Genomic DNA, 23,931 nt, shown 5'->3' with positions numbered 1-23,931 from the left:
GCCCCTAGCTCAATTGCAAGCAAAGGTAAACATTTCGACTGGGAGCACAGCGGGGGTCGCCCAGCTGTAGTCCCAGTCGAACGCCGAGGCTAAGCCTTGGTGTGGGGGAGGAATTTCTTCAGAAGCAGGTAGCCTACGACTCCAGAGACGATCGTCCCAGCGAAGATGCCGAGCTTGGCCTCGTTGAGGAGCTGGATGAGGTCAGGGCTGTCGTAGGAGAGGTTGGCGATGAAGAGGGAGACGGTGAAGCCGATACCACCGAGAGCTGCGAGGCTGATTAGGCGGGGAAGATTCATGCCCTCAGGCCAAGCACAGAGCTTGATGCGGATAGCAAGCCATGTGAAGAGGCTGATGCCTACGGTCTTACCAGCGAAGAGTCCGAGGAAGATCGCAAGGGGAAGGCCAAGGAGCATGTCTGCCGAGACTCCGCCCAGCGATACCCCTGCATTGACGAAGGCGAAGAGGGGGAGGATGAAGTAGTTCACCACTGGAGCCAGTGCGTGCTCGAGTGTCTGCACGGGGCTGATCGCCTTGCCTGCGGTGGCCTTGATCATGGTGATGGTCTTGAGCTGCTCATGCGATAGGATGAGTGCTCGGTCTGCTTCTCGGGCTTCAGTGGAGAGGCGGCTCGTCGCTTCGTGGAGCTTCTGAGAGAGCTCGCGGATGTGGACCTTCGTCCCTGCGGGGATGCAGAGGGCGACTAGGACACCTGCGATCGTGGGATGGATCCCGGACTGGAGGAAGAGGGCCCAGACAGCGATCGCTAGGATGATGTAGGGCTCGAGGGTATGGATGCGCATGCGCCCTAGGAGGAAGACGACTCCTACGAGAGCAAGGCCGATGGCCAGTGGCAGGAGAGCGACCTCCGAGCTATAGAAGAGGGCGATGACGATGATCCCCCCGATATCGTCGGCTACGGCGAGCGTGGCGAGGAAGACACGTAGGCTCTTGGGTACACGATCACCCAGCGAGGCTAGGACAGCCAGCGCAAAGGCGATGTCGGTAGCCATAGGGATGGCAGCACCGATACTCTGAGGATGCTCGGGTGCGACAGCTAGGAAGAAGAGCACGGGGAAGATCATCCCACCGAAGGCTCCGATGACGGGGAGTAGTGCCTTCTGAGGAGAGGCTAGTTCGCCGACTAAGAGCTCCTGCTTGATCTCCAGCCCCACGAGGAAGAAGAAGATCGCCATGAGGGCATCATTCACCACTTGGCTGACGGTCATCGTATGGCCGAGGTGGCGGAAGAGCTCGACCCCTCCGACGATCACCTGCACGGGGTAGTGGAGGAGGAGCTCGTAGCTATCTCTCCAGGGGGAGTTGGCTATACATACGGCGACGATGGTCGCTAGGAAGAGGAGTACTGTGGGATTGGGGCGCAGGGCGGTGACTCGCCGTAGTGCAGAAGACCTTTGAGAAGGGGTTGTGCTCATCTTTAATTTGGAGATTTGTACTGATTGGCTACTGGCCGTTGTGCGTCCTTGGTGTCGCATGCAAAGGCAGAGCGGGGAGATCTGTGATCAGACCACCCTATCCTCCACTTTTGTACAAAGTTAGTGATAATTGGGTGAAAAAGTCGGGAGATGAGTGATTTCCTAGGGGAAGTGTCTTCTGTCGGAGTGTGTCGCTCCGCTGCGATGAGGGGGTGATCAAGAGGCCGCTTACGGAGCGGCTTCTGGGAGGGTGGAGAAGAACCCTATGGTGGGTCGCCGAAAAAACCTACTGTGGGTCGGTCGACCGACCTACGGTAGGTCGTCAAGGCGACCCACAGTAGGTTTTTTTAGAGGCTTCCCGTAGGGGAGCTTTTGGGGGGCTGGAGGAGCTGAACTAAGAGGGGTGGGGAGGACGCTCCGATCAACTTTGTTGCTTATGGATAGACGTAATAGATCTTGAAGAAATGGCAAAATGTTAAACAATCGTTATGATTTATCGCATAATCACTATCTTTGTTAAATCCGATAGGTTGCCTAGAACTGTTGGCAGTTCAGCGTCTTAGCAATTTTTACTCTCGGTTCTTCTCCAGAATGGGACTTGAGGGGCGCTTGGCGTGTGGACTGTGGGTGTCGTAGCTTCTACTATTCCCAGCATACGCTACGGCTAGTAGCCTATGGGTCGAACTTAATCCATTGAGGTCGAATGAGAATAATTACAACGCTTTTAGTGGGGGGCTGGATCTTGGGTTCAGCACTCTCCGCCCAGGCCACTTCTCCCAACTTGGCTATGTCCTCGGGGGGGAATGCAACGCAGCAAAATGAACCCCGATCGACGATCCATGTCTATAGCGGGACGGTCTATGATGAGAATGGCGACCCTATGCCGCTGGTGACCGTACAGGTCCTCGGTCAGACGGGGGGCTTCATCACCGACGGCAAGGGGCACTTCGAGTTCCGCTCCAAGAATCCTAGTGAGCGGGTGCGTGTCACCTTCATCGGCTATAAGTCTAAGGCGCTTACCCTACAAGGAGGTAAGCCCGTCCGTGTTGACCTCGAGCCCGATAGCCAGTCGATCGAATCGGTCGTCGTCACGGGCTTCACGAAGAAGGATAAGAAGAGCTATACGGGGGCTCAGACGACGATCAAGTCCGAGCAACTTCTCTCGGTCGGGACGAAGAACCTCCTGCAGGGACTTGAAGCCTTTGTCCCAGGTCTGCAGGTCGTCCACCAGAATGACCTCGGCTCTGACCCCAATGCTCGCCCCGACCTCAACCTGCGTGGTCGTGCTACCTTCTCGGGTGCAGCTAACCTTCCCCTTTTCGTCGTCGACGGGGCGATCGTGGATGTCGAGTATATCTACGATATGGATATGAACACCATCGAGAGCGTCACCGTCCTCAAGGATGCCTCGGCCTCGGCGCTCTATGGTGCTAAGGCTGCTGCTGGGGTCATCGTCATCACGACGAAGCCCATCAGCGAGGGAGCTATCCGTGTGAACTATAGCGGTACCCTGCGTCTCTCGATGCCTGACCTCAGCGACTACCACCTCCTCACGCCCCAGCAGAAGCTCCAGTATGAGGACTTGGCTGGCCTCTACAAGGCTGGTGGTACAGCGATGCTCCCCTCCTTTGATCTGCAGCACAGCCTTGATCTGCGTCGTGACCGCGTCGTGCGTATGATCCAGAGCGGTACGAATACCGACTGGCTGGCTAAGCCCCTGCGCACGGGTGTCTCACACTCTCACACGGTCAGTGCCGACGGGGGGGACAAGTACGTGCGCTATGGTCTCTCGCTCCGCTATGGCAATGAGACGGGGGTCATGATGCAGTCCGCACGTGAGCGTCTCTCGGGGACCTTCAAGCTCTCTTACAACAAGCAGGGGAAGTTCTTCGCCTCGAATACGCTGACGGTGAACCGCTCTACGTCGCAGGATCCCAGCTATGGCTCCTTCTCGAACTTCTCGAAGCAGAACCCCTACCAGTCGCCCTATGATGCTAATGGTGAGCTGCTCGCAAAGCTCGAGCATGATCTGGATAATCCGCTCTACGAAGCCTCGCTTGGGAGCTTCAACCGCGCTGGGAGCATGGACTTCCTGAATACGACGACGGCGCAGTACTGGATCGATCGTAACCTCCGTATCGATGGGGACTTCTCCTTCACCACGCGTAATAACTACTCGCGTAGCTTCAAGTCACCCCTCTCCTACACCTTCCGTAATGAAACCGACCTGACGAAGAAGGGCTCGATGACCGAGAACCTCGGTCGTGGTCTGAGCTTCCTCGGTAAGCTGATGGTGTCCTACAACCGTACCTTCTTCGAGAAGCTCTACGTCACGTCAATGGCGGGCTCGAGCCTCGAGTCTACGACGGCGGACAACAGCAGCTATACCAGCCTTGGCTTCTACTCCGATGTCCTTGGACACCCCAACTTCGCCCTCGGCTATGGTGGTAGCGCCCGTCCCTCGGGCTCTGAGTCGCTGGCTACGGCTGCCGGCTTCTTCTTCAACGGGAACGCCATCTACGACAACCGCTATTCGGTGGACGTCGTCTACCGCTACGAAGGCTCCTCGAAGTTCGGTAAGAACCAGCGCTTCGCTCCCTTCTGGTCACTCGGTACGGCTTGGAATATCCACAATGAGAAGTTCTTCGAGGGCAATAAGAATATCCAGCTGCTCAAGCTCCGTGCGAGTATCGGGTATCTGGGGAATATCTCCTTCGACCCCTATCAGGCCCTCACGACCTATACCTATAATAATCGTATCAACTATATCGTAGGTGCAGGCTCCGTGCCCCTGGCTATCGGGAACCCCGAGCTGAAGTGGGAGCGCACGCTCAGCAAGAACGTCGGTCTTGACCTGACGCTCTTCAAGAACCGCTGGGACCTCACCCTCGATGCCTATCAGAAGACGACGGACAACCTCCTGCTCGACGTCTCTCTCGCTCCCTCGATCGGTGCTGTCACCGCCCGTCAGAATGTAGGGGAGGTCGAGAACAATGGTATCGAGTTCCAGACGCGTGTCGTCCCCATCCAGACGAAGGACCTGCAGTGGTCGCTCTCGCTGAACTACTCCTACAACCGCAATAAGGTCAAGAAGGTGAGTGATGCTCTCAAGGCGCTCAACCAGAAGAACCTCGGTGTCGACTCCCTCAACCGCGGTACGACGCCCCTGCCTCTCTACGAGGAAGGTGAGTCGCTTACGGCTCTCAAGGTCGTCCCCTCGGCTGGTATTGACCCTGCTACGGGTAAGGAGATCTACATCAAGCGTGATGGTACCTATACCTTCACCTATGATCCCAATGACCGTCGCGTCTTCGGCGACACGTCTCCTTGGGCCTATGGCTCGCTCACCTCGTACCTGATGTACAAGGGCTTCTCGCTGAATGCGAACTTCGGCTACTCCCTCGGTGCTACGGTCTACAACGCTACGCTCGCCTCTCGTGTAGAGGGTACAAAGAAGGAGCAGAATGCTGACCGTCGCGTCTTGGAGAGCCGCTGGAAGCAGGCTGGTGACGTCACCCGCTATCGTGACATTGCCTCTACGGAGAGCCCCTATCAGACGAGCCGCTTCATCCAGAAGGAATACTACTTCACGCTGCGTAGTCTCTCTCTGGCCTATGAGACCGAGGCTACTTGGGTCAAGAAGCTCCACATGCGCCGTGCACGCGTCGAGCTCCTCGCCAACGACCTCTTCTACCTCTCCACGGTCAAGCGCGAGCGTGGTCTGGACTATCCCTTTGCTCGCAGCGTAGAGATGTCTCTGCGTCTCTCCTTCTAACCCTAAATGAGAAGTGTGTTTATGAAGAAGACAGCTTTATATATAGCCTTCGGAGCGCTTAGCCTTGCGGCTCTGCCTTCGTGCAATAAGTTCCTCGATGTCCAGCCTAAGGGTACCCTCCTGCAGGAAGTCCAGTTCTCTTCACTCCAGGGGTACTACGATGCCTTCTATGGTGTCTACGGGACGATGGCTAAGTCTGACCTCTACGGGCAGCGCATGACGAACGGCTTCGTCGACGAGCTCGCTCAGATGTTTGGCTCTACGGGTGCAACCTCGACCTCAGTGAAGACCCGCGCTTATAACTATACGGACGTGTCCGTGCAGGCTGAGATCTACAGCCTGTGGCTCGGTCAGTACCAGGTCATCTCCTACGTCAATAATATCCTGGCGAACCTCGAGTCGCCCTCCTTCAACAGCAGCCACCTCTCCCAGCTCAAGGGCGAGGCCCTCGGTCTGCGTGCCTTCCTGCACTTTGACCTCGTGCGCCTCTTCGCCGAGGACTACCAGAGAGGCAAGGACTCACGCGGTATCCCTTACTCGTATGACTTCAACCTCAAGAACCGTACGGTCTACACGGTCGCAGGGACCTATGAGAATATCCTCAAGGACCTCGACGAAGCTGAGCGCCTCCTCTCCGATATCGATGAGACGGTGAGCCTCGATGGTACGCAGTCTACGGACTTCTGGTCACGCCGTGCCATCCACTTTAATAAGTATGCGGTCTACGCTACCAAGGCGCGTGTCTATCAGGCGATGGGGAACTCGGCAAAGGCCGCTGAGTATGCTAAGAAGGTCACCGATCATACGGCGAGCTTTAAGCTTGCAGGTCGTAACTCCTTCGAGTCTGTACGTCGCTTCCCTGCTACGGGCGAGCTGATCTTCGGGCTCTATGCGAATAGCTTCCTCGATGACTTCGCTAATCGCTTCCTGAAGAATGTCGCTGGTACCGATGAGGGTGTCCAGGCACACAGCCGAAGCGTCCTCGATCAGCTCTATGCTGTCACGGGAGCGGCCGCGGGTGCTATCGACAATCGTCAGGCAGCCTTCTACCGCAATGTAGATACCTACCAGCAGTTCATCCGCTTCGCGTCCAGCTCGGAGGAAGCTACGGCTGCAGCGACTGCGCAGCGCGGGCTGACCCTGATCCGTCTGCCAGAGATGTACTACATCCAGGCCGAAGCCCTCTACTCCTCCGATCCTACGGCAGCGCTTGTTGCTCTGAATAAGGTGCGCGAGAGCCGTGGTCTGAACACCCTCACCTCGAGCGACCTGCCCACGCAGGTGGACTTCAAGGCTGAGCTTGTCAAGGAGTACATGCGTGAGATGCCAGGTGAAGGGCAGATCTTCCCTGCGCTGAAGCACTTCAACTCCTCCTTCCTTGATCTCCTTGGGAGCAGTACGATCCAGCCCAGCTCCAGCATCTTTGTCCTGCCCTGGCCTCAGGATGAGCTCACCTACGGTAACAAGTAAAAGCCCACGACAATGAACAGAAGATATTCACTGGCCTCGCTTGCCCTGGCCGCTCTCGGCCTCCTCAGCGCTTGCTCCAAGTCGGACATCTACGCCGGAGAGTACAGCAAGGATGGCTACTACAATGAGTCACGTGTGATCTACTTCCCTAACTCGGGGGCAGATACCATCGCCGTACAGAACCTCGCCCTCCTCGAGGACAACAATGGGAAGATCCCCTTGACCTTCCAAGTGAACCTCCTTGGGAAGCTCTCTTCTTCGCCTCTGAGCTATAAGGTAGAGCTTGATAAGTCTCGCTCTACCGCTACGTCGGGCGAGCAGTTCGATGCGCTGCAGGATAGCTATACGATCGCAGCAGACTCCATCAAGGGCTCCTTCACGCTGCAGCTCAATCGCTCGAAGATCTCGACCGTGCAGCAGGAGAACGGGAAGTACATCGTCACCCGTGACGGTGTCCGCACCCTCCTTGATGCCCTCTCAGATATGGAGCCTGGTGACGTCCCCCTCCTGAAGTACGACACGATCACGATGCATCTGTCTCCTACGGCAGACCTGCGGACGGCGGTCAATAAGCGCAATACAGTCGTCCTCTGTGTGACGAATCAGCTCGAGATCCCCTTCTGGTGGGGCTTCCTCCAAGATGTCTATCTCGGGAAGTATAGTGAAGGGAAGTACCGTATGCTCATCAATGCCTACGGCCTCCCCAAGAATGGGGAAGACCCCATACAGCATGCCCTATACTCGTCTGATGCTAACATCCAGTATCCCCTCCTGCTCCGCCTCGAGAAGTATATGGATGAGCATGGTGAAGAGAAGCCAGCAATTCTGGTCCGTCTCTTAGCTCAGTATCGCTAACCTCACAGAGTACGAATGAAGATGAATAAGATCTATAAGTCACTGGGCCTTCTCCTGGCCCTCTCACTCTTCTCCTCCTGCTACAAGGATCACTCGGTCAATGGCGATCACCCTCTGGCTGTCGTCAAGGTAACAGAGCCCATCGCCTCGGTGCAGACGGCTGCCTTCGGTGAGGTTACCGTGATCAAGTCGCCCGCATATACCATCACGACGGGTGCATCTGTGACGCCCTCCTATGAGTGGATCGTCGATGGCGTGGTCGTCTCTACGGAGAAGGACCTCTCCTATAGCCCTACGAGCTATGGTAAGCATGATGCCCGTCTGCGCATGTACACGCCTGACGGCTCCTACTTCTACCGCTTCACTATCGACGTGCCCTACCGCTATGTCGACGGGCTGTACGTCCTGGCGAGCAACGAAGGGAAGACCATCCTCTCCTACCTGCCTGGCGGGGAGAAGACGGATGCCTTTGACCTCGATGCCTTCGGGCGAAGCAACCCCACCATCGATATGACGGGGGATCCCCAGTCGATGCTCTTCTACCGCTATGTGCCAGGTGCAGGTGCATCTCGTAGCTATCTCGGTATTGCCCTCGGCCTCCCCACACGCTACTATCGTGTGTCTGCTGACTCGCTGAAGGTCCTCTCGCCTCGTATCTCCTTCACGAACCCCGTAGATTTCAGCCACGCCAGTGGCAATCAGTCTACGGTCAGGGAATACTTCATCTCGGGGGCTAACGTCTGGGAGCTGGAGAAGACGGGGAATATCCCAGCTAAGAAGCACGATCGTTATCTCTCGCCTGTTGCCCCGGGCTACTCGCTCGCCTCGGCTATCGTGAACTGGCGAGCCTTGACGGGTACACGTATCAGTGAGGGGATGGCTTTCTTCGATAATGCGGGAAGCAACCTGCTGTATATGATCCTTGGATCAAGAGTCACAGTGAAGAAGGTGCGTACCTTTACGGCGAGTGCCTTCCCTGGTGGGGCTCCTGAGGAGACGAACCCCTTCGAGGGCATGACGCTCATCGATATGAAGAGCGCTGGTGAAGGGAACTATACTTATAACTACACCCTGCTGCTGCTCAAGCGCAACTCGGATAGCAAGTACTTCGTCGCTCGCCTCACGGCTGGGGACTTCACTCAGTCGCAGAATGTCGATGGTGCTACGGTCTCCATTGTCGAGTTCACCGAAGGCACGCCTACGCACCTGATGCCTAACCTCGGTGGTACGGCTGCGCTCGTAGCGACTGCGGACAAGGTGTACTTCTACAACATGGCCAATACGACTGTCACGGAGCATCCAGCGTGGATCTCCCTCCCCTCAGGGCAGACCATCTCTTCGATGGCGCTGACCACCGACAACCGTCTCTTCATCGGGGCTAACGGCTCTGGCTCGGGACTTGTCGGCTCGATCTACAGCTATGATGTCTCAGGTATCACGCCCGTGCTCATCAAGGCTGAAACGGGGATCACGGGGAAGATCAAGCAGATCATCTACCGCCAGTTCAATCGCTAACATACCGCCTTCCTCCCGTCCCTCCTTTTCGGGAGGAAGGCTCCGCTCCTCCGTCGCCCCAGTAGCCTACTCCCATGAGGAGAAGGGCTACGGGGCTTCGGTCGCTATCCACCTCGGGACTGAGGTGGAGATAGCAAAGGAGAGCTAGGAGAATAAGAAGGGGAATAAAGAAGGTACTTGCCCGATGGCTCTTCGCCTACGAAGACTCCTCCTTGCTCCGCCACAGAACAAAGTAATCACACTATAATCCTCATCCATGCACAAGAGTTGTATCCGATGCCTGCTCGTGGCTACTGCCATCGCTGCGGGATCACTGGGCCTCGCTGCGGCCCCCTCAGCTCTCTCTTCTCGCGCCTTCGGTGATGACACCAAGGAAAAGAAAGAGAAGAAAGAAGACAAGTACACGAAGTTCTTCAAGGACAAGAAGGTCGAGACTGCTCGAGGGAAGTTCGTCACCCTCCACAAGATCGATGGTAGTGTCTATCTAGAGCTTCCTACGAAGTACCTCGGCAAGGAGCTGATGATGGGCGCTAAGGTCACCTCTACTACCGACCCCGACTATCTAGCTGTCGGTACGATGAACTCCGCTCCTATCGTCTTCCGTCTCGAGAAGCAGGATAGCGTCATCGTCATGAAGGCTCCTAACTCGATCGTCTACCGCCGCGATGCTTCGGCAGAGCTGCAGAAGGCCCTCGAGCTGAACTACCGCGATCAGTCGGTAGAGTCCTTCACCCCAGAGGTGTACAAGGCAGACAGCTCGACAGTCGTCCTGAAGATCAACTCGCTGGTGACAGAGTCGAGTCCCTTCTTCGAGATCATCCCTTCGCAACAGGGACCCTTCAAGATCACCTCTTCTCGCAAAAGCAATCTCACCTTTGTCAAGGGGCTGAAGTCCTTCGACTCCAACGCTAGTGTGCGTGTCGAGATGAACTTCTCGGTCAATGCTTCGCTCATGGGGGTGCTCACCGTCGCTAAGGATATGCCTCTGACGGCAGAGGTGACCTATACGATCCTCCCCGTGGAGGCTTCGACGGCCATTCCTCGCTTCGCTGATGCTCGTGTTGGCTATCGGACGACACGCAAGGTGTCCTTCCCCGACTACCTCGACCAGAGTGAGCCCGTCTATCTGGCACACCGCTGGCAGCTCGTCCCCAAGGATAAGAAGGCCTATGCTAAGGGTCAGCTCTCTGAGCCCGAGAAGAAGATCGTCTTCTATCTGGATAGCGCTTTCCCCGCTAGCTGGCAGCGTCCTATCCGTGAGGGTGTCCTCCGCTGGAACAAGGCCTTCGAAGCCGCTGGCTTCCGTAATGCCATCGAAGTGCGCGACTTCCCTAAGAATGATAAGCAGTTCGATCCCGACAACCTTGAGTACTCGTGCATTCGCTACATCCCCAATAGCCAGGAGACGGTCGCTTCTTCGAACTGGACGGATCCTCGCACGGGAGAGATCTTCAGCGGGAGCCTCACTATATATAATAATGTAGAGGCGCTCATGCACAAGCAGCGCTTCATCGCTACGGCTGCCGTAGATCCTGCTGTTCGCTCTTCACGTCTACCGCAGGCCCTCTTCGAGGAATCGCTCTCTCAGCTCGTCTCTCAAGAGATGGGTAAGGTGCTTGGTCTCCTGCCCAACTATGCTGCTTCTGCTGCCTACACCACGGACCAGCTCCGCTCGGCGAAGTTCACTAAGGAGTCTGGCCTTGCTCCCTCGATCCTCGATGGGGCTAGCTACAACTATCTGGCTCAGCCCTCGGACAAGGGTGTCCGCCTTATCAACGACCAGCTTGGTGCCTACGACCTCTTTGCCATTGACTGGGGCTATCGTTACTTCGATCTTCAGGGCGACCCTGCAGCCGAAGCTAAGGAGCTTCTTGCCCGTGTAGACAAGCGTGCTCGCGAGCCTTATCTCCGCTATGCCCCCGAGCAGCGCTATGCCGTAGACCCTACTGTCCGTACGGAAGACCTAGGGAATGATCCGATTAAGACGGCTGATCTTGCGATGAAGAACCTAGCCTTCATCCAGTCCAACCTCTCTAAGTGGATCACCAACGACCCCGATAGCCGTAAGAAGAAGAGCCTTTACCTAGCGATCGTGCAGGGCTACTATCTCCACCTCAAGAATGCTATGAGCCTCGTCGGTGGTGTCGTGTGCCAAGAGAGCCGACTCTCTACGGGGCTGCCCCGCTATCAGGTAGTACCGAAGGCGAAGCAGCGCGAAGCCTTCCAGTGGCTCCTCCGCCAGGCAAAGGACTTCCAGAACTACGCTGACCGCAACTTCGAGCGCAAGGGCTTCCTCGATATTAGCTACTATGAACAGATCCTCGAGTACCTCATCAAGGACATCCTAGATCTGCGCTCCCGCATCATCATCGCTTCGCAGATCGACTCCAAGAGCTACAGCCTCGGCGAATACTTCGATGATCTCTATCAGGCGGTCTTCGCCTCGACGATCGCAGGCAAGAGCCCTAACCATATGGAGCGCCTCATGCAGGCAGCCTTCATCGACAAGTCGGTAGCAGCTACGGTCAATCCCCGCAATGCGACCCCAGGGATGCCCACTGGTTTCACCAGCGCTCCTGCCCTTGTGGGTGGTAAGCTCGTCAACCTAGCCTCCTCGACGGATTATAGCGAGGCGCTCAAGGGTAGTCGTGCTAGTTACGGCGGAGGCAACCCCTCGTCAAGTATCTACCCCATGGCCAATGTCCCTGCCCTCGATACCTCGGAGCAGTACATGTACGCTGCCCTTCTGAAGGTACGCCCTCTGCTCGAGCAGCGTGCTGCCTCCACCACGGATCGTGTGCTCAAGGCTCACTACCAGACCCTGGCCTTTAAGGTTCAGAAGCTCCTTGATGCTAAGAAATAGACCCACCCGAAGATGATCAATAGAAAGATAGCACTCCTACTGGCCGCAGCTAGCCTCACGCTGGCTCCTGCTACGGCTCATGCGGGTATCTTCGACTTCCTCAAGCGAAAGAAGAAGCCCAAGACGGAGAAGGCACCCGAGAAGAGTGCCTACGAGAAGATCCTCACCGACAAGGCCATCGTCTCGGCTAAGGGCGACTTCCTCACCCTGCACAAGACCGACAACAAGCTCTACATCGAGCTTCCCGTCAAGACCATCGGCAAGGAAGTCCTCGTCGCACTCACCCTCTCCTCCATCTCCAATCCTCAGCTTGGGGTGGTCGGCTTCAAGAACTCCAACCCCGTGCACATGCGCTTCGCCCAGCGAGACAGCGCCATCGTGCTCGAGGCGGTGAACTCCGAGCCCTACCTCATGGGGCAGCTGGAGAAGGAGCTTCGTCCGACCTTCGCTCCTAGCTACACGGACCTGCCTCTGTATAAGTTCCCCATCAAGGCTTGGAACAAGGACAAGTCCGCCGTAGTCTTCGATGTGACCTCGCTCTTCACTCAGGATCAGAAGTACTTCCCCCTCATCGGTAAGAGCATGGGCTCCTACAAGGTGGAGTCGAATCTGCAGAGTGACCTCAGCTACATCCGTGAGATCAAGTCCTTCGAGGATAATGTCTCGATCAAGATCGATCGCAGCTACCGCATCACCCTCACCTCCCCTCGTGGAGGGGCGAGCCTGCTGAAGGACTATCCCGTCACCCTCGGGGCTACCTTCACTATACTTCGTCTGCCTGAGCAGCCGATGACTCCACGTCTAGCGGATACGCGTATCGGGGTCTTCCACATCTCGAAGAATGCTTATGACCCCGAGTCGAAGCAGATCGAGACGGTGCGCTTCGTCAAGCGTTGGCGACTCGAGCCCTCTGATGAGGCTGCCTACAAGGCGGGTCAGCTCGTTCGACCCAAGAAGCCCATTGTCTTCTACGTCGAGAATACCTTCCCTCCTGTATGGAAGGCTGCGATGAAGGAAGGGACGCTGCGCTGGAACAAGGCCTTCGAAGGCATTGGCTTCAAGGATGCCATCGAGGTGCGTGACTTCCCCACGGACGATCCCACCTTCGACCCAGACAACCTCAAGTATAACTGCATCCGCTACGTGCCCATCGCTACCGAGAACGCTATGGGTCCTAGCTGGGCAGACCCTCGCTCCGGTGAGATCATCAATGCATCGGTGCTGGTCTGGAGCGATGTCTCGAAGCTCAACAACAACTGGCGCTTCATCCAGACGGCTCAGGTCGATCCTCTGGTGCGTGCTATGAAGCTCCCCGACACGCTTATGGTCAAGTCCCTAAAGTATGTCATTGCGCATGAGATCGGTCACACCCTTGGCTTCATGCACAACATGGCTTCTTCGGCTGCCTATTCCATCGACTCCCTCCGCTCTGCTACCTTCACGGCCGAGCACGGGACTACACCGTCGATCATGGACTACGCACGCTTCAACTATGTGGCGCAGCCCGAGGATCGTGGTCTCAATCTCGACCCGCCCACCGTCGGTACGTATGATAAGTACGCCATCGACTGGACCTATCGCTACTTCCCAGAGACCAAGGGTAACATCATCGAGGAAGCTCGCTTGCTGAACGAACTCATCGAGAAGCATGCTGCCGACCCTGAGTATCGCTACGGAGTACAGCAGATGGGTGATCATCGCTACGACCCCTCGTCCATCGAGGAGGATCTCTCGAATGACCCCGTCGCTGCTAGTACGCTGGGGCTGAAGAACCTCAAGTACATCCTAGGGCATCTGGCTGAGTGGTTCCCCCGTGACGAAGAAGCGGAGCATCGTGCTACGCTCTATGATGGTATCTCCAATCAGGCTCTGCGCTACGTCTCCAATGTCTTCATCAATGTCCCAGGGATCTACCTCTACCAGACGAGTGAAGCCTCTGGGCTTCCCCGCTACAAGGTAGTACCTAAGGCTCAACAGAAGGCCTCTGCGAAGTGGCTCCTCGATCAGGCACTCACCATCGATAGCCTTCGCAGTGAAGCCCTAGAGCACACGATGAATGACATGGTAGGCACTTCGCCCTATGTCATCCTCGGAGCTATGACGCGTGCCATGGCGATCCGTAACATTGGGAACCTCAACGTCAGCTACTACCTCGACTCTACGTCGTACTCCCCCCTTGAGTATGCCGATGATGTCTATGCCCGTGTCTTCGCCAAGACCGAGGCTGGTCGTGAAGACCTCACGGCTGCAGAGAAGCAGCTGCAGGAGTACTTCGTGCGCTATGTCACTTCGTACACCGAGGATCTTGTGAATAAGACCACGGGTCGCTCGGGGCTTACGCTGGCAGAGCTTACGGGCTTTGCTAAGGCGGGAGAACCCGTCCGCACGGAAGGGATGACGGACGAAGACTTCATCGCCCTTCTGCCCAAGCTCCGTGGTGAGCATTTCTGCTCGCTTGATCACGATCACTCGGCTGATCCCCTTGCGAAGCTGGATGCTGTCGGCTTCCTCAACTTCGGGAATAGCTACGGCGAACCTGCAGACCTCTTCACGGGTGCGATCAACAATACGGGTGACCTCTATCTCCCCTTGCAGTATCGTGCTGAGGCTCTCCTGAAGAAGGCACTCTCTTCCACGAAGAGCGAAAGTCTGCGTATGCATTACCAGACGCTCCTGCGCAAGCTCGAGAAGATCACGAAGTAGGCATCCCGCCTGCTCCTTTGCGATAAGTCCTCCCCTCATTTCTCTTGTAGAGTGAGGGGAGGACTTGTTTTGTAGACTAGGCTAACTTTGTTCCCATGAAACGTCTCCTCCTCTTCCTCATAGCGTGCCTTATGTTTGCCTGTCTGGCCGAGGCTCAGCGTACGCACGACACTATTTATCTCAAGAACGGGTCGGTCCTCTATGGGCAGATCATCGACGAACTCCCAGACAAGCAGGTCAAGATCCGTCTCAGTGATGGCTCCCTCCTCATCTGTCCCTATGCCGACTTAGAGCGCATTGAGTACTCCACGGGGCGAGCTTCCCTCTATGAAGAGCCTCGTGTACCTCGCCTTGACTGGCACTTTGATGCAGGTTACCTTTTTGGAGCTTCTAACCGCCAGCATGCAGGGCTGTTCGCCAGCTACGGAGCGCGCTTCAATCGAAGCCTCTTCCTCGGCATCGGTTCTGGCTTCATCTATGCTATGACCGAGACGGTAGATATGGTGATCCCCGTCTATGGGCATCTCCGTGCTTACCTCCCCGTCCGTGGTCCGATTAAGCCCTTTGTGGATCTGCGTCCTGGCTATGGCTTTGCTCCGATGCATGGCATCTCTGGTTTCTACGGTACTGCGTTAGTAGGGCTGGACATCTGGCGCTTCACATGTGGCGCTGGGATCGGCACGGTGTGCAATGCCTTCGACAAGCATTCTTTGCATGACCGAGAGGTCACTCCCTTTAGGGCAACGGGGCTCACCCTACATATAGGTATGACCCTCTAGAGAAGGCACGTACGAAGCCCTCCCTCCGCCTTTCCCCTTCCCCGAGTGATATCCTCCATCGCTCGGGGAAGTTGCTTTTGTCCCATCCCTCTTCCCTTTCCTCTGCCTTGCCTTCCCCTTCTTCACTTGCCACTCGCTCTCTTCAGGGTAAGGGCCTTCTGTGAGGGGAATAGCTGTTCAGTGGGAGTAGAAAAGAGCTCTTGCAGATTTCGGCTAATAGGAGGTGCAGGCGAGATGTCGGAGGCGCTACTGTTGCCTCTTTGGAGGTGCTACTGTTGCTTCTTGGGTGGCGCTAGTAGCGCCTCTAGGGAAGTTAAAGTGCTCGTAGAGTTTGGACAGAAGTTCGGACTGTTTCTTGGGGCTTCTTGAGGCTCCATTGAGTCGAAAGAGGCAAGCGCAAGATAGGGGTAGGGGAGAAGCCTTCCCCCGAGGGGTGAAGATAGAAGGTCGAGACTAAAATAGACGCATCCTATTGTATATTCGTGAATTATGTGTACCTTTGTGCACTTCGTGGAGTATACCTATAGTATGCTCTGTGGCTACTAATCAGTAGATAAGTTATTCAAACATAAGTAGAAACGAAATGCCAACTATTCAACAATTGGTTAGAAAGGGACGTGAGTCGCTCGTCGAGAAGGGTAAGAGCCCTGCTCTGGACTCCTGCCCCCAACGCCGAGGTGTCTGTGTGCGTGTGTACACGACGACCCCTAAGAAGCCAAACTCTGCGATGCGTAAGGTCGCTCGTGTCCGCCTGACGAATGGTAAGGAAGTCAACGCTTACATCCCAGGTGAAGGTCACAACCTTCAGGAGCACAGCATCGTGCTGGTACGTGGTGGTCGTGTGAAGGACCTGCCAGGGGTTCGTTACCACATCGTACGTGGTTCGCTCGATACAGCTGGTGTCAATGGTCGTCTGCAGCGCCGCTCTAAGTATGGTGCTAAGCGTCCTAAGCCAGGTCAGGCTGCTCCAGCTAAGGGTAAGAAGTAAGACCCTAGCGGCGTAAACGCTAACCCTCCGGAGAGACGAGGAGTCTCGCCGACCCAAGAGCCTCACTAGCTCTGGCCTCGAGAGGGGCTAAGATGAGAGGCAAGCTAAGAATCAATAGAACCAAGTTTCTTGAGTTCGTTGGATAGGCTAGCAAGGTTGAGTAAATGCTCCAGCGGGAGCGTTGAAGAAGATCCAAGCACAACCAATCGAAAGAAACGCAATTACATTAAGCAATGAGAAAAGCTAAACCCAAAAAGAGACAGGTACTACCTGATCCCGTATTTGGTGACGTAAAGGTGACGAAGTTCGTTAATCACCTGATGTACGACGGTAAGAAGAATATCGCCTTCGATATCTTCTACACCGCGCTTGAGATCGTAGGCAAGAAGATCCAGCAGGAAGACAAGTCTGCTCTGGAGATCTGGAAGGCTGCGCTCGATAACATCACTCCTCAGGTAGAAGTCAAGAGCCGCCGTATCGGTGGTGCTACCTTCCAGGTGCCAACGGAGATTCGCGCTGAGCGTAAGGAATCTATCTCCATGAAGAATCTCATCCTCTTTGCTCGCAAGCGTGGTGGTAAGACCATGGCAGATAAGCTTGCAGCAGAGATCATGGATGCATTCAATAGCCAAGGTGCTGCCTTCAAGCGCAAGGAAGATATGCACCGCATGGCAGAAGCCAACCGTGCATTTGCTCACTTCAGATTCTAATTCTAAGACAAGCAAAAGACAATGGCTGACCACAAACACCTCGAACTAACAAGAAATATCGGCATCATGGCCCACATCGATGCCGGGAAGACAACTACGTCCGAACGTATCCTCTTCTACACCGGTCTGACGCATAAGATCGGTGAAGTACACGATGGGGGTGCTACGATGGACTGGATGGAGCAGGAGCAGGAGCGTGGTATCACGATCACCTCTGCTGCTACGACGACGTTCTGGAACTACGCCGGCACGAAGTACAAGATCAATCTGATCGACACTCCGGGGCACGTAGACTTCACGGTCGAAGTAGAGCGCTCGCTCCGTATCCTCGACGGTGCCGTCGCTACCTTCTGTGCAGTAGGTGGCGTACAGCCTCAGAGTGAGACGGTATGGCGCCAGGCTGACAAGTACCGTGTGCCCCGTGTCTGCTACGTAAATAAGATGGACCGCTCTGGTGCTAACTTCTTCGAAGTCGTCCGCCAGATCAAGACCGTCCTCGGCGCTACGCCTTGTCCTATCCAGATCCCTGTCGGTCAGGAAGAAACCTTCCGTGGGGTCGTTGACCTCGTCACGATGAAGGCTCTGGTCTGGGACGACGAGACGATGGGTGCTCACTACGACACGATCGACATCCCTGCTGAACTGCAGGCTGAAGCCGAAGAGTGGCGTGACAAGATGCTTGAGACCCTCGCTGACTGCGACGATGTCCTCATGGAGAAGTACTTCGAAGATCCTTCTACGATCACCGAAGACGAAATCCGTGCTGCCCTGCGTAAGGGTACGCTTGCGATGAAGATCAACCCTATGCTCTGCGGTTCTTCCTTCAAGAACAAGGGTGTACAGACGCTCCTTGATGCTGTCGCAGCTTACCTGCCCAGCCCAATGGATACGCCTGAGATCGTCGGGACGGACCCCAACGACTCCGAGAAGGAGATCGTCCGTAAGGTCGACCCCAGCTCTCCTCTGACGGCTCTTGCCTTCAAGATCGCTACCGACCCCTACGTAGGTCGTCTCTGCTTCTTCCGTGTCTACGCTGGTGAGCTGCAGGCTGGTTCTTATGTCTACAACTCTCGCTCGGGTAAGAAGGAACGTATCTCTCGTCTCTTCCAGATGCACTCCAGCAAGCAGAACCCCATGGAAGTCATCGGCTGCGGTGACATCGGTGCAGGTGTAGGCTTCAAGGACATCCGTACGGGTGACACGCTCTGCGCTGAAGATGCTCCTATCGTCCTCGAATCTATCGACTTCCCCGAACCCGTTATCGGTATCGCTGTCGAGCCTAAGACGCAGAAGGATATGGACAAGATGGGTGTTGGTCTTGCTAAGCTTGCTGAAGAAGACCCAACCTTCCGTGTTCAGACCAACGAAGAAACAGGTCAGACTGTCATCAGCGGTATGGGTGAGCTCCACCTCGAGATCATCATCGACCGTCTGAAGCGCGAATTCAAGGTCGAAGCTAACCAGGGTAAGCCTCAGGTCTCTTACAAGGAAGCTATCACCAAGCCCGTCGAACTCCGTGAAGTCTACAAGAAGCAGACTGGGGGTCGTGGTAAGTTCGCTGATATCATCGTACGCGTAGAACCAGCTGACGAAGGCTTCGAAGGCGACCTGCAGTTCGTAGACGAAGTCAAGGGCGGTAACGTGCCTAAGGAATTCATCCCCTCTGTACAGAAGGGCTTCCAGAAGGCTATGACCAACGGTGTCCTCGCTGGTTATGCACTCGACAAGCTGAAGGTTACGCTTCTCGACGGTTCGTTCCACCCCGTGGACTCTGACCAGCTCTCCTTCGAGATCTGTGCTATTCAGGCCTTCAAGAACGCTTCTGCTCAGGCAGGCCCCGTTCTCCTCGAGCCTATCATGAGGCTCGAAGTCGATACGCCTGAAGAAAACATGGGTGATGTGATCGGTGACCTCAACAAGCGTCGCGGTCAGGTAGAAGGTATGGACAGCACGCCTTCGGGTGCACGCCTGGTTAAGGCTAAGGTGCCCCTGGCAGAGATGTTCGGTTACGTGACGAGCCTCCGTACGATCACTTCTGGTCGTGCTACCTCGTCGATGACCTTCTCTCACTACGAAGCAGTATCCTCTTCGATCGCTCGTCAGGTCCTTGAGGAAGTAGGTGGTCGTGTAGATCTGATCAAGTAAATAGTATTACAACTAGAGATATGAGCCAAAAGATTAGAATTAAGTTGAAGTCGTACGATCATACGCTGCTCGATAAGTCGGCAGAGAAGATCGTCAAGACCGTCAAGGCCTCTGGTGCTGTGGTTAGTGGTCCAATTCCCCTGCCTACGCACAAGCGTATCTTCACGGTGAACCGCTCGACCTTCGTCAACAAGAAGAGCCGCGAGCAGTTCGAGCTTAGCTCCTACAAGCGACTCATCGATATCTACAACTCCACGGCTGAGACCATCGATGCGCTTATGAAGCTCGAGCTCCCCAGCGGTGTAGAAGTAGAAATCAAGGTGTGATCAACTAAATAAGAAACTGAAATGCCAGGTTTATTAGGAAAGAAAATCGGAATGACATCCGTATTCAGTGCCGAGGGGAAGAACATCCCATGCACTGTTATTGAAGTAGGTCCTTGCGTGGTGACGCAGATCAAGTCTCTTGAGAAGGATGGCTATGAAGCACTTCAGCTTGGGTTCGTGGATGCTAAGGAAAAGCACACGTCCAAGCCTCTTCAGGGTCACTTCCAGAAGGCTGGCGTTGCTCCCAAGAGACACTTGGCCGAGTTCAAGGGGTTCGATTGCAGCCAGTACAATCTCGGTGATGTGATCGACGTGAATTTCTTCGAAGGGACGGTCTTCGTCGATGTAATCGGCACGTCCAAGGGTAAGGGATTCCAGGGTGTAGTCAAGCGTCACGGCTTCGGCGGTGTCGGTCAGACTACGCACGGTCAGCACAACCGTCTTCGTGCTCCCGGGTCTATCGGTGCGTGTTCGTACCCAGCTAAGGTCTTCAAGGGAACTCGCATGGCGGGCCAGATGGGTAACGAACGTGTCACCGTTCAGAACCTCGAAGTGATCAAGGTAATGCCCGAGCACAACCTCCTGCTCATCAAGGGGAGCGTGCCCGGTGCTAAAGGTTCAATCGTTGCAATCGAAAAGTAAATGGAACTGAGCATCTATAACATCAAGGGAGAAGATACCGGTCGTAAGATCACGCTCGATGATGCGATCTTCGCTATCCAGCCTAACGACCACGCTATTTACTTGGACGTAAAGCAATATCTGGCCAACCAGCGTCAGGGTACGCACAAGTCTAAGGAGCGTAGTGAGATCTCTGGGAGTACCCGCAAGCTGATCCGTCAGAAGGGCGGTGGCGGCGCTCGCCGTGGGGATATCAACTCTCCTGTCCTCGTAGGTGGTGGTCGTGTCTTCGGTCCTACCCCACGTGACTACAGCTTCAAGCTCAACAAGAAGCTCAAGGCTCTTGCCCGTCGCTCTGCTCTGAGCTACAAGGCTTCCTCTGAGGCGATCATCGTCGTCGAGAACTTCGAGCTAGCTGCTCCTAAGACGAAGGACTTCGTCGCTCTCTCTGAAGCACTCCATGTAGCTGACCAGAAGGCGCTCTTCGTCGTCGAAGCTCTCTCGGACAACCTCGTCCTCTCTTCCCGCAACCTTCCTTCCGCTCGCGTGATGAACGCTTTCCAGCTCAATACCTACTCGGTACTTGACTGCAAGAAGCTCGTCCTGACGGAGGCTGCTGTAGCGGTGATCAACGAACAGTTTAAGGCATAATCAAAGGAGATACTGAATCATGGGAATTATCATCAAGCCCGTTATCACGGAGAAGACAACTGCCCTGACTGAGAAGACTGCCGAGCGCTACGTCTTCCGCGTCTCTCCTGATGCCAACAAGATCGAGATCAAGAAGGCCGTCGAGGCTCTGTACAATGTAAAGGTCGAAAGTGTAAACACCGTGAACTATAGCGGTAAGCGTAAGGCTCGCTATACGAAGAGTGGACTCATCCGTGGCAAGGTCGCTGCGTTTAAGAAGGCTGTCGTTACACTTGAAAAGGGTCAGACCATCGACTTTTACGCTAACATCTAAGTTCAACAATGGCAATACGTAAACTCAAGCCCACTACCCCGGGGCAAAGACATAAGGTTATTGGTGCGTTCGATAACATCACTGCCAGCGCACCAGAGAAGTCCCTTGTCGTAGGTAAGAAGAAGTCCGGTGGTCGTAACAACACCGGTAAGATGACCATGCGCTACATCGGTGGTGGTCACAAGCAGAAGCTGCGTCTTATCGACTTCAAGAGAAGCAAGGACGGTATCCCTGCTACGGTCAAGAGCATCGAGTACGATCCAAATCGTACAGCTCGTATCGCTCTGCTGTACTACGCCGACGGTGCGAAGGCTTATATCCTCGCTCCTAACGGCCTGCAGGTAGGTCAGCAAGTGATGTCAGGTGCTGAAGCAGCTCCTGAGGTAGGGAACAGCCTTCCCCTGGCTAACATCCCTGTCGGTACGATCATTCACAATATCGAGCTTCGTCCAGGTCAGGGAGCTAAGATGGTCCGCTCTGCGGGTGTCTTCGCTCAGCTTACTTCTCGCGAAGGTCTCTACGCTGTCATCAAGATGCCTTCGGGAGAGACTCGTCGTATCCTCTCCGCCTGTAAGGCTACCATCGGTGCCGTAGGTAACTCAGACCACGCCCTCGAGCGCTCAGGGAAGGCCGGTCGTAGCCGTTGGCTCGGTCGTCGTCCTCACAACCGAGGTGTCGTCATGAACCCTGTAGATCACCCAATGGGTGGTGGTGAAGGCCGCGCTTCTGGTGGTCACCCACGCTCTCGTACGGGTCTCTACTCTAAGGGTCTCAAGACTCGTGCTCCTAAGAAGCACTCGTCTAAGTACATCATCGAGAGACGTAAGAAGTAACTGATTAATCAAAAAGAATTATGAGTCGTTCATTAAAGAAAGGTCCATATATCAACCTGAAGCTCGAGAAGAAGGTCTTGGCGATGAATGAATCTGGCAAGAAGGTCGTCATCAAGACTTGGGCTCGCGCCTCGATGATCAGCCCTGACTTCGTCGGTCATACGATTGCCGTACACAACGGGAATAAGTTCATCCCCGTGTTCATCACCGAAAACATGGTAGGGCACAAGCTCGGAGAATTCTCTCCTACGCGTACCTTCCGTGGTCATGGCGGTAACAAGAAGAAGTAATTCGGCTGGAAGTAATTCAGACCTTTAAGTAAGAAAAGAAACAATGGGTGCAAGAAAGAAAATATCAGCCGAAGAAAGAAAGCAAGCCCTGAAGTCTACGTACTTCGCTTCGCTCCGCAACGTCCCCACCTCGCCTCGTAAGATGCGTCTCGTGGCTGACCTCGTGCGTGGCATGGAAGTAGGTCGTGCGCTCGGGGTACTCAAGTTCTCTAACAAGGAAGCCGCTGCTCGCGTGGAAAAGCTCCTCCGCTCAGCTATCGCTAACTGGGAAGAGAAGAATGGACGTAAGGCCGAAGATGGTGAGCTCTACATCTCTCGCATCTTCGTCGACGGTGCTGCTACGCTCAAGCGTATGCGCCCCGCCCCTCAGGGTCGTGGCTACCGTATCCGTAAGCGTTCGAACCACGTCACGATCTTTGTCGATTCACTAACCAATAAAGAGAACTAAACCAGATGGGACAAAAGATTAATCCTATTAGCAGTCGTTTGGGATACATCCGTGGATGGGATTCCAACTGGTATGGCGGTCGTAAGTACGGTGACAAGCTTCTTGAAGATAGCCGCCTGCGTCGCTACCTCAGCGTCCGTCTGGCTAAGGCTAGTGTCTCTCGTATCGTCATCGAGCGTGCTCTCAAGAACGTCACCATCACCATCTGCACGGCACGTCCAGGCATCGTGATCGGTAAGGGTGGCCAGGATGTAGATACGCTCAAGGAAGAGCTCAAGAAGATCACCAACAAGGATGTTCAGATCAACATCTTTGAAGTTCGTCGTCCAGATATCGATGCTGCGATTGTCGCTGACAACATCGCTCGTCAGCTCGAAGGGAAGATCGCTTATCGTCGCGCAGTAAAGGGTGCCATCGGTGCTGCTATGCGTGGTGGAGCAGAAGGGATCAAGGTACAGATCTCTGGTCGTCTGAATGGTGCTGAAATCGCTCGCTCCGAGATGTACAAGGAAGGACGTACCCCACTGCACACACTCCGTGCCGACATCGACTATGCTCAGGCTGAAGCTCTGACCAAGGTCGGTATCCTCGGTATCAAGGTGTGGATCTGCAAGGGTGAAGTCTACGGTAAGCGTGACCTAGCTCCTTCGTTCACCAACCCTCAGCCAGGTCACGGTGGTCGCCGTGAAGGTGGCCGTGATCGTCGTGACAGCCGTCGTGATGGTCGTGGTGGCAGAAGAGGAGGCAATCGCTAACGTATAAGAACAGAAGACAGCAATGTTACAACCTAAGAAAACTAAGTTTAGAAGAGTCCAGAAGGGTCGCGCTAAGGGTAACGCCCAGCGCGGCAACCAGCTCGCCTTCGGTTCTTTCGGGATCAAGTCACTCGGCACTCGCTGGATCACTGGTCGTCAGATCGAAGCAGCTCGTATCGCTGTGACTCGCTATATGCAGCGTCAGGGTCAGGTCTGGGTACGTATCTTCCCAGATAAGCCTATCACCAAGAAGCCTGCCGACGTCCGAATGGGTAAGGGTAAGGGTTCTCCTGAAGGCTTCGTAGCCAACGTTACGCCAGGTCGTATGCTCTTCGAGATCGAAGGTGTTTCCTTCGAGATCGCTAAGGAAGCGCTCCGCCTTGCTGCGCAGAAGCTCCCCGTCACTACCAAGTTCGTCGTCCGTCGTGACTACGATATGTCTAACACTAACCTGTAAT

20 protein-coding genes are annotated in these 23,931 nt (G+C 55.2%); 19 read left to right on the top strand and 1 reads right to left on the bottom strand.

The genetic code is table 11. The features are described 5' to 3' along the window. Positions 1-89 precede the first annotated feature (89 nt). A complete protein-coding gene (nhaA, locus tag Q0336_RS02345; RefSeq protein ID WP_298525185.1) occupies positions 90-1,433 on the bottom strand; it encodes a Na+/H+ antiporter NhaA in 1,344 nt (447 codons plus the stop codon). 703 nt (positions 1,434-2,136) lie between these two features. Between nhaA and Q0336_RS02340 the strand changes: the two genes are divergently transcribed. The 19 genes from Q0336_RS02340 to rplP all read left to right on the top strand — a co-directional run bounded on the left by Q0336_RS02340 (position 2,137) and on the right by rplP (position 23,930). Beyond that, positions 2,137-5,208: a SusC/RagA family TonB-linked outer membrane protein gene (locus tag Q0336_RS02340; protein WP_298525182.1), complete on the top strand. Its 3,072-nt coding sequence runs from the start codon at positions 2,137-2,139 to the stop codon at positions 5,206-5,208. A 21-nt stretch (positions 5,209-5,229) separates the two neighbouring features. Beyond that, on the top strand, positions 5,230-6,678 hold the full coding sequence (locus Q0336_RS02335; protein WP_298525179.1) for a RagB/SusD family nutrient uptake outer membrane protein: 1,449 nt from the start codon (positions 5,230-5,232) through the stop codon (positions 6,676-6,678). 12 nt (positions 6,679-6,690) lie between these two features. Beyond that, on the top strand, positions 6,691-7,533 hold the full coding sequence (locus Q0336_RS02330; protein ID WP_298525176.1) for a DUF4843 domain-containing protein: 843 nt from the start codon (positions 6,691-6,693) through the stop codon (positions 7,531-7,533). 21 nt (positions 7,534-7,554) lie between these two features. Continuing rightward, positions 7,555-9,048: a hypothetical protein gene (locus tag Q0336_RS02325; RefSeq protein WP_298525173.1), complete on the top strand. Its 1,494-nt coding sequence runs from the start codon at positions 7,555-7,557 to the stop codon at positions 9,046-9,048. Positions 9,049-9,304: 256 nt separating this feature from the next. After that, complete coding sequence (locus Q0336_RS02320; RefSeq protein WP_298525171.1) at positions 9,305-11,911, top strand: zinc-dependent metalloprotease; 2,607 nt, start codon at positions 9,305-9,307, stop codon at positions 11,909-11,911. Positions 11,912-11,923: 12 nt separating this feature from the next. Further along, entirely contained in the window at positions 11,924-14,614 is a 2,691-nt protein-coding gene (locus Q0336_RS02315; RefSeq protein ID WP_298525168.1) for a zinc-dependent metalloprotease, read from the top strand. 95 nt (positions 14,615-14,709) lie between these two features. Then, positions 14,710-15,393 carry a hypothetical protein gene (locus Q0336_RS02310; RefSeq protein ID WP_298525165.1) on the top strand — a complete coding sequence of 228 codons (684 nt, stop codon included), beginning with the start codon at positions 14,710-14,712 and terminating at the stop codon, positions 15,391-15,393. A gap of 583 nt (positions 15,394-15,976) precedes the next feature. After that, positions 15,977-16,381, top strand: a complete 405-nt coding sequence (gene rpsL, locus Q0336_RS02305) for a 30S ribosomal protein S12 (RefSeq protein ID WP_044125294.1) — start codon at positions 15,977-15,979, stop codon at positions 16,379-16,381. Between the two features lie 233 nt (positions 16,382-16,614). Next, positions 16,615-17,091 (top strand): 30S ribosomal protein S7, encoded by a 477-nt coding sequence (gene rpsG / locus Q0336_RS02300; protein WP_298525162.1) that lies wholly within the window; start codon positions 16,615-16,617, stop codon positions 17,089-17,091. A 21-nt stretch (positions 17,092-17,112) separates the two neighbouring features. Further along, positions 17,113-19,236: an elongation factor G gene (gene fusA, locus Q0336_RS02295; RefSeq protein WP_298525158.1), complete on the top strand. Its 2,124-nt coding sequence runs from the start codon at positions 17,113-17,115 to the stop codon at positions 19,234-19,236. Positions 19,237-19,256: 20 nt separating this feature from the next. After that, on the top strand, positions 19,257-19,562 hold the full coding sequence (gene rpsJ / locus Q0336_RS02290) for a 30S ribosomal protein S10 (RefSeq protein WP_005468099.1): 306 nt from the start codon (positions 19,257-19,259) through the stop codon (positions 19,560-19,562). 21 nt (positions 19,563-19,583) lie between these two features. Continuing rightward, positions 19,584-20,204 carry a 50S ribosomal protein L3 gene (gene rplC, locus Q0336_RS02285; protein WP_296958198.1) on the top strand — a complete coding sequence of 207 codons (621 nt, stop codon included), beginning with the start codon at positions 19,584-19,586 and terminating at the stop codon, positions 20,202-20,204. Next, on the top strand, positions 20,205-20,834 hold the full coding sequence (rplD, locus tag Q0336_RS02280) for a 50S ribosomal protein L4 (protein WP_021667380.1): 630 nt from the start codon (positions 20,205-20,207) through the stop codon (positions 20,832-20,834). It begins immediately after the preceding gene. Positions 20,835-20,853: 19 nt separating this feature from the next. Further along, positions 20,854-21,147: a 50S ribosomal protein L23 gene (rplW, locus tag Q0336_RS02275; RefSeq protein WP_021667379.1), complete on the top strand. Its 294-nt coding sequence runs from the start codon at positions 20,854-20,856 to the stop codon at positions 21,145-21,147. A gap of 8 nt (positions 21,148-21,155) precedes the next feature. Continuing rightward, on the top strand, positions 21,156-21,980 hold the full coding sequence (rplB, locus tag Q0336_RS02270) for a 50S ribosomal protein L2 (RefSeq protein WP_298525153.1): 825 nt from the start codon (positions 21,156-21,158) through the stop codon (positions 21,978-21,980). Positions 21,981-22,000: 20 nt separating this feature from the next. Continuing rightward, a complete protein-coding gene (gene rpsS, locus Q0336_RS02265) occupies positions 22,001-22,270 on the top strand; it encodes a 30S ribosomal protein S19 (protein ID WP_009432244.1) in 270 nt (89 codons plus the stop codon). Between the two features lie 43 nt (positions 22,271-22,313). After that, positions 22,314-22,718: a 50S ribosomal protein L22 gene (rplV, locus tag Q0336_RS02260; RefSeq protein WP_021667377.1), complete on the top strand. Its 405-nt coding sequence runs from the start codon at positions 22,314-22,316 to the stop codon at positions 22,716-22,718. A 5-nt stretch (positions 22,719-22,723) separates the two neighbouring features. Further along, the gene (gene rpsC / locus Q0336_RS02255; RefSeq protein ID WP_298525148.1) at positions 22,724-23,473 is read left to right on the top strand and encodes a 30S ribosomal protein S3; all 750 of its coding nucleotides are present in this window, start codon (positions 22,724-22,726) and stop codon (positions 23,471-23,473) included. A 22-nt stretch (positions 23,474-23,495) separates the two neighbouring features. After that, a complete protein-coding gene (gene rplP / locus Q0336_RS02250) occupies positions 23,496-23,930 on the top strand; it encodes a 50S ribosomal protein L16 (protein WP_009432248.1) in 435 nt (144 codons plus the stop codon). Position 23,931 lies beyond the last annotated feature (1 nt).

Source organism: uncultured Porphyromonas sp., from assembly GCF_938039215.1.
Lineage (GTDB): Bacteria > Bacteroidota > Bacteroidia > Bacteroidales > Porphyromonadaceae > Porphyromonas.
The sequence above is the reverse complement of the archived record's forward strand: the minus strand, read 5'-3'. Positions and strand labels throughout refer to the sequence as shown.

What these genes read in the sequence shown, in the direction of transcription:
- nhaA (WP_298525185.1), bottom strand. Translation starts at nt 1,433, where the DNA reads ATGAGCACAACCCCTTCTCAAAGGTCTTCTGCACTACGGCGAGTCACC.
- Q0336_RS02340 (WP_298525182.1), top strand. Translation starts at nt 2,137, where the DNA reads ATGAGAATAATTACAACGCTTTTAGTGGGGGGCTGGATCTTGGGTTCA.
- Q0336_RS02335 (WP_298525179.1), top strand. Translation starts at nt 5,230, where the DNA reads ATGAAGAAGACAGCTTTATATATAGCCTTCGGAGCGCTTAGCCTTGCG.
- Q0336_RS02330 (WP_298525176.1), top strand. Translation starts at nt 6,691, where the DNA reads ATGAACAGAAGATATTCACTGGCCTCGCTTGCCCTGGCCGCTCTCGGC.
- Q0336_RS02325 (WP_298525173.1), top strand. Translation starts at nt 7,555, where the DNA reads ATGAATAAGATCTATAAGTCACTGGGCCTTCTCCTGGCCCTCTCACTC.
- Q0336_RS02320 (WP_298525171.1), top strand. Translation starts at nt 9,305, where the DNA reads ATGCACAAGAGTTGTATCCGATGCCTGCTCGTGGCTACTGCCATCGCT.
- Q0336_RS02315 (WP_298525168.1), top strand. Translation starts at nt 11,924, where the DNA reads ATGATCAATAGAAAGATAGCACTCCTACTGGCCGCAGCTAGCCTCACG.
- Q0336_RS02310 (WP_298525165.1), top strand. Translation starts at nt 14,710, where the DNA reads ATGAAACGTCTCCTCCTCTTCCTCATAGCGTGCCTTATGTTTGCCTGT.
- rpsL (WP_044125294.1), top strand. Translation starts at nt 15,977, where the DNA reads ATGCCAACTATTCAACAATTGGTTAGAAAGGGACGTGAGTCGCTCGTC.
- rpsG (WP_298525162.1), top strand. Translation starts at nt 16,615, where the DNA reads ATGAGAAAAGCTAAACCCAAAAAGAGACAGGTACTACCTGATCCCGTA.
- fusA (WP_298525158.1), top strand. Translation starts at nt 17,113, where the DNA reads ATGGCTGACCACAAACACCTCGAACTAACAAGAAATATCGGCATCATG.
- rpsJ (WP_005468099.1), top strand. Translation starts at nt 19,257, where the DNA reads ATGAGCCAAAAGATTAGAATTAAGTTGAAGTCGTACGATCATACGCTG.
- rplC (WP_296958198.1), top strand. Translation starts at nt 19,584, where the DNA reads ATGCCAGGTTTATTAGGAAAGAAAATCGGAATGACATCCGTATTCAGT.
- rplD (WP_021667380.1), top strand. Translation starts at nt 20,205, where the DNA reads ATGGAACTGAGCATCTATAACATCAAGGGAGAAGATACCGGTCGTAAG.
- rplW (WP_021667379.1), top strand. Translation starts at nt 20,854, where the DNA reads ATGGGAATTATCATCAAGCCCGTTATCACGGAGAAGACAACTGCCCTG.
- rplB (WP_298525153.1), top strand. Translation starts at nt 21,156, where the DNA reads ATGGCAATACGTAAACTCAAGCCCACTACCCCGGGGCAAAGACATAAG.
- rpsS (WP_009432244.1), top strand. Translation starts at nt 22,001, where the DNA reads ATGAGTCGTTCATTAAAGAAAGGTCCATATATCAACCTGAAGCTCGAG.
- rplV (WP_021667377.1), top strand. Translation starts at nt 22,314, where the DNA reads ATGGGTGCAAGAAAGAAAATATCAGCCGAAGAAAGAAAGCAAGCCCTG.
- rpsC (WP_298525148.1), top strand. Translation starts at nt 22,724, where the DNA reads ATGGGACAAAAGATTAATCCTATTAGCAGTCGTTTGGGATACATCCGT.
- rplP (WP_009432248.1), top strand. Translation starts at nt 23,496, where the DNA reads ATGTTACAACCTAAGAAAACTAAGTTTAGAAGAGTCCAGAAGGGTCGC.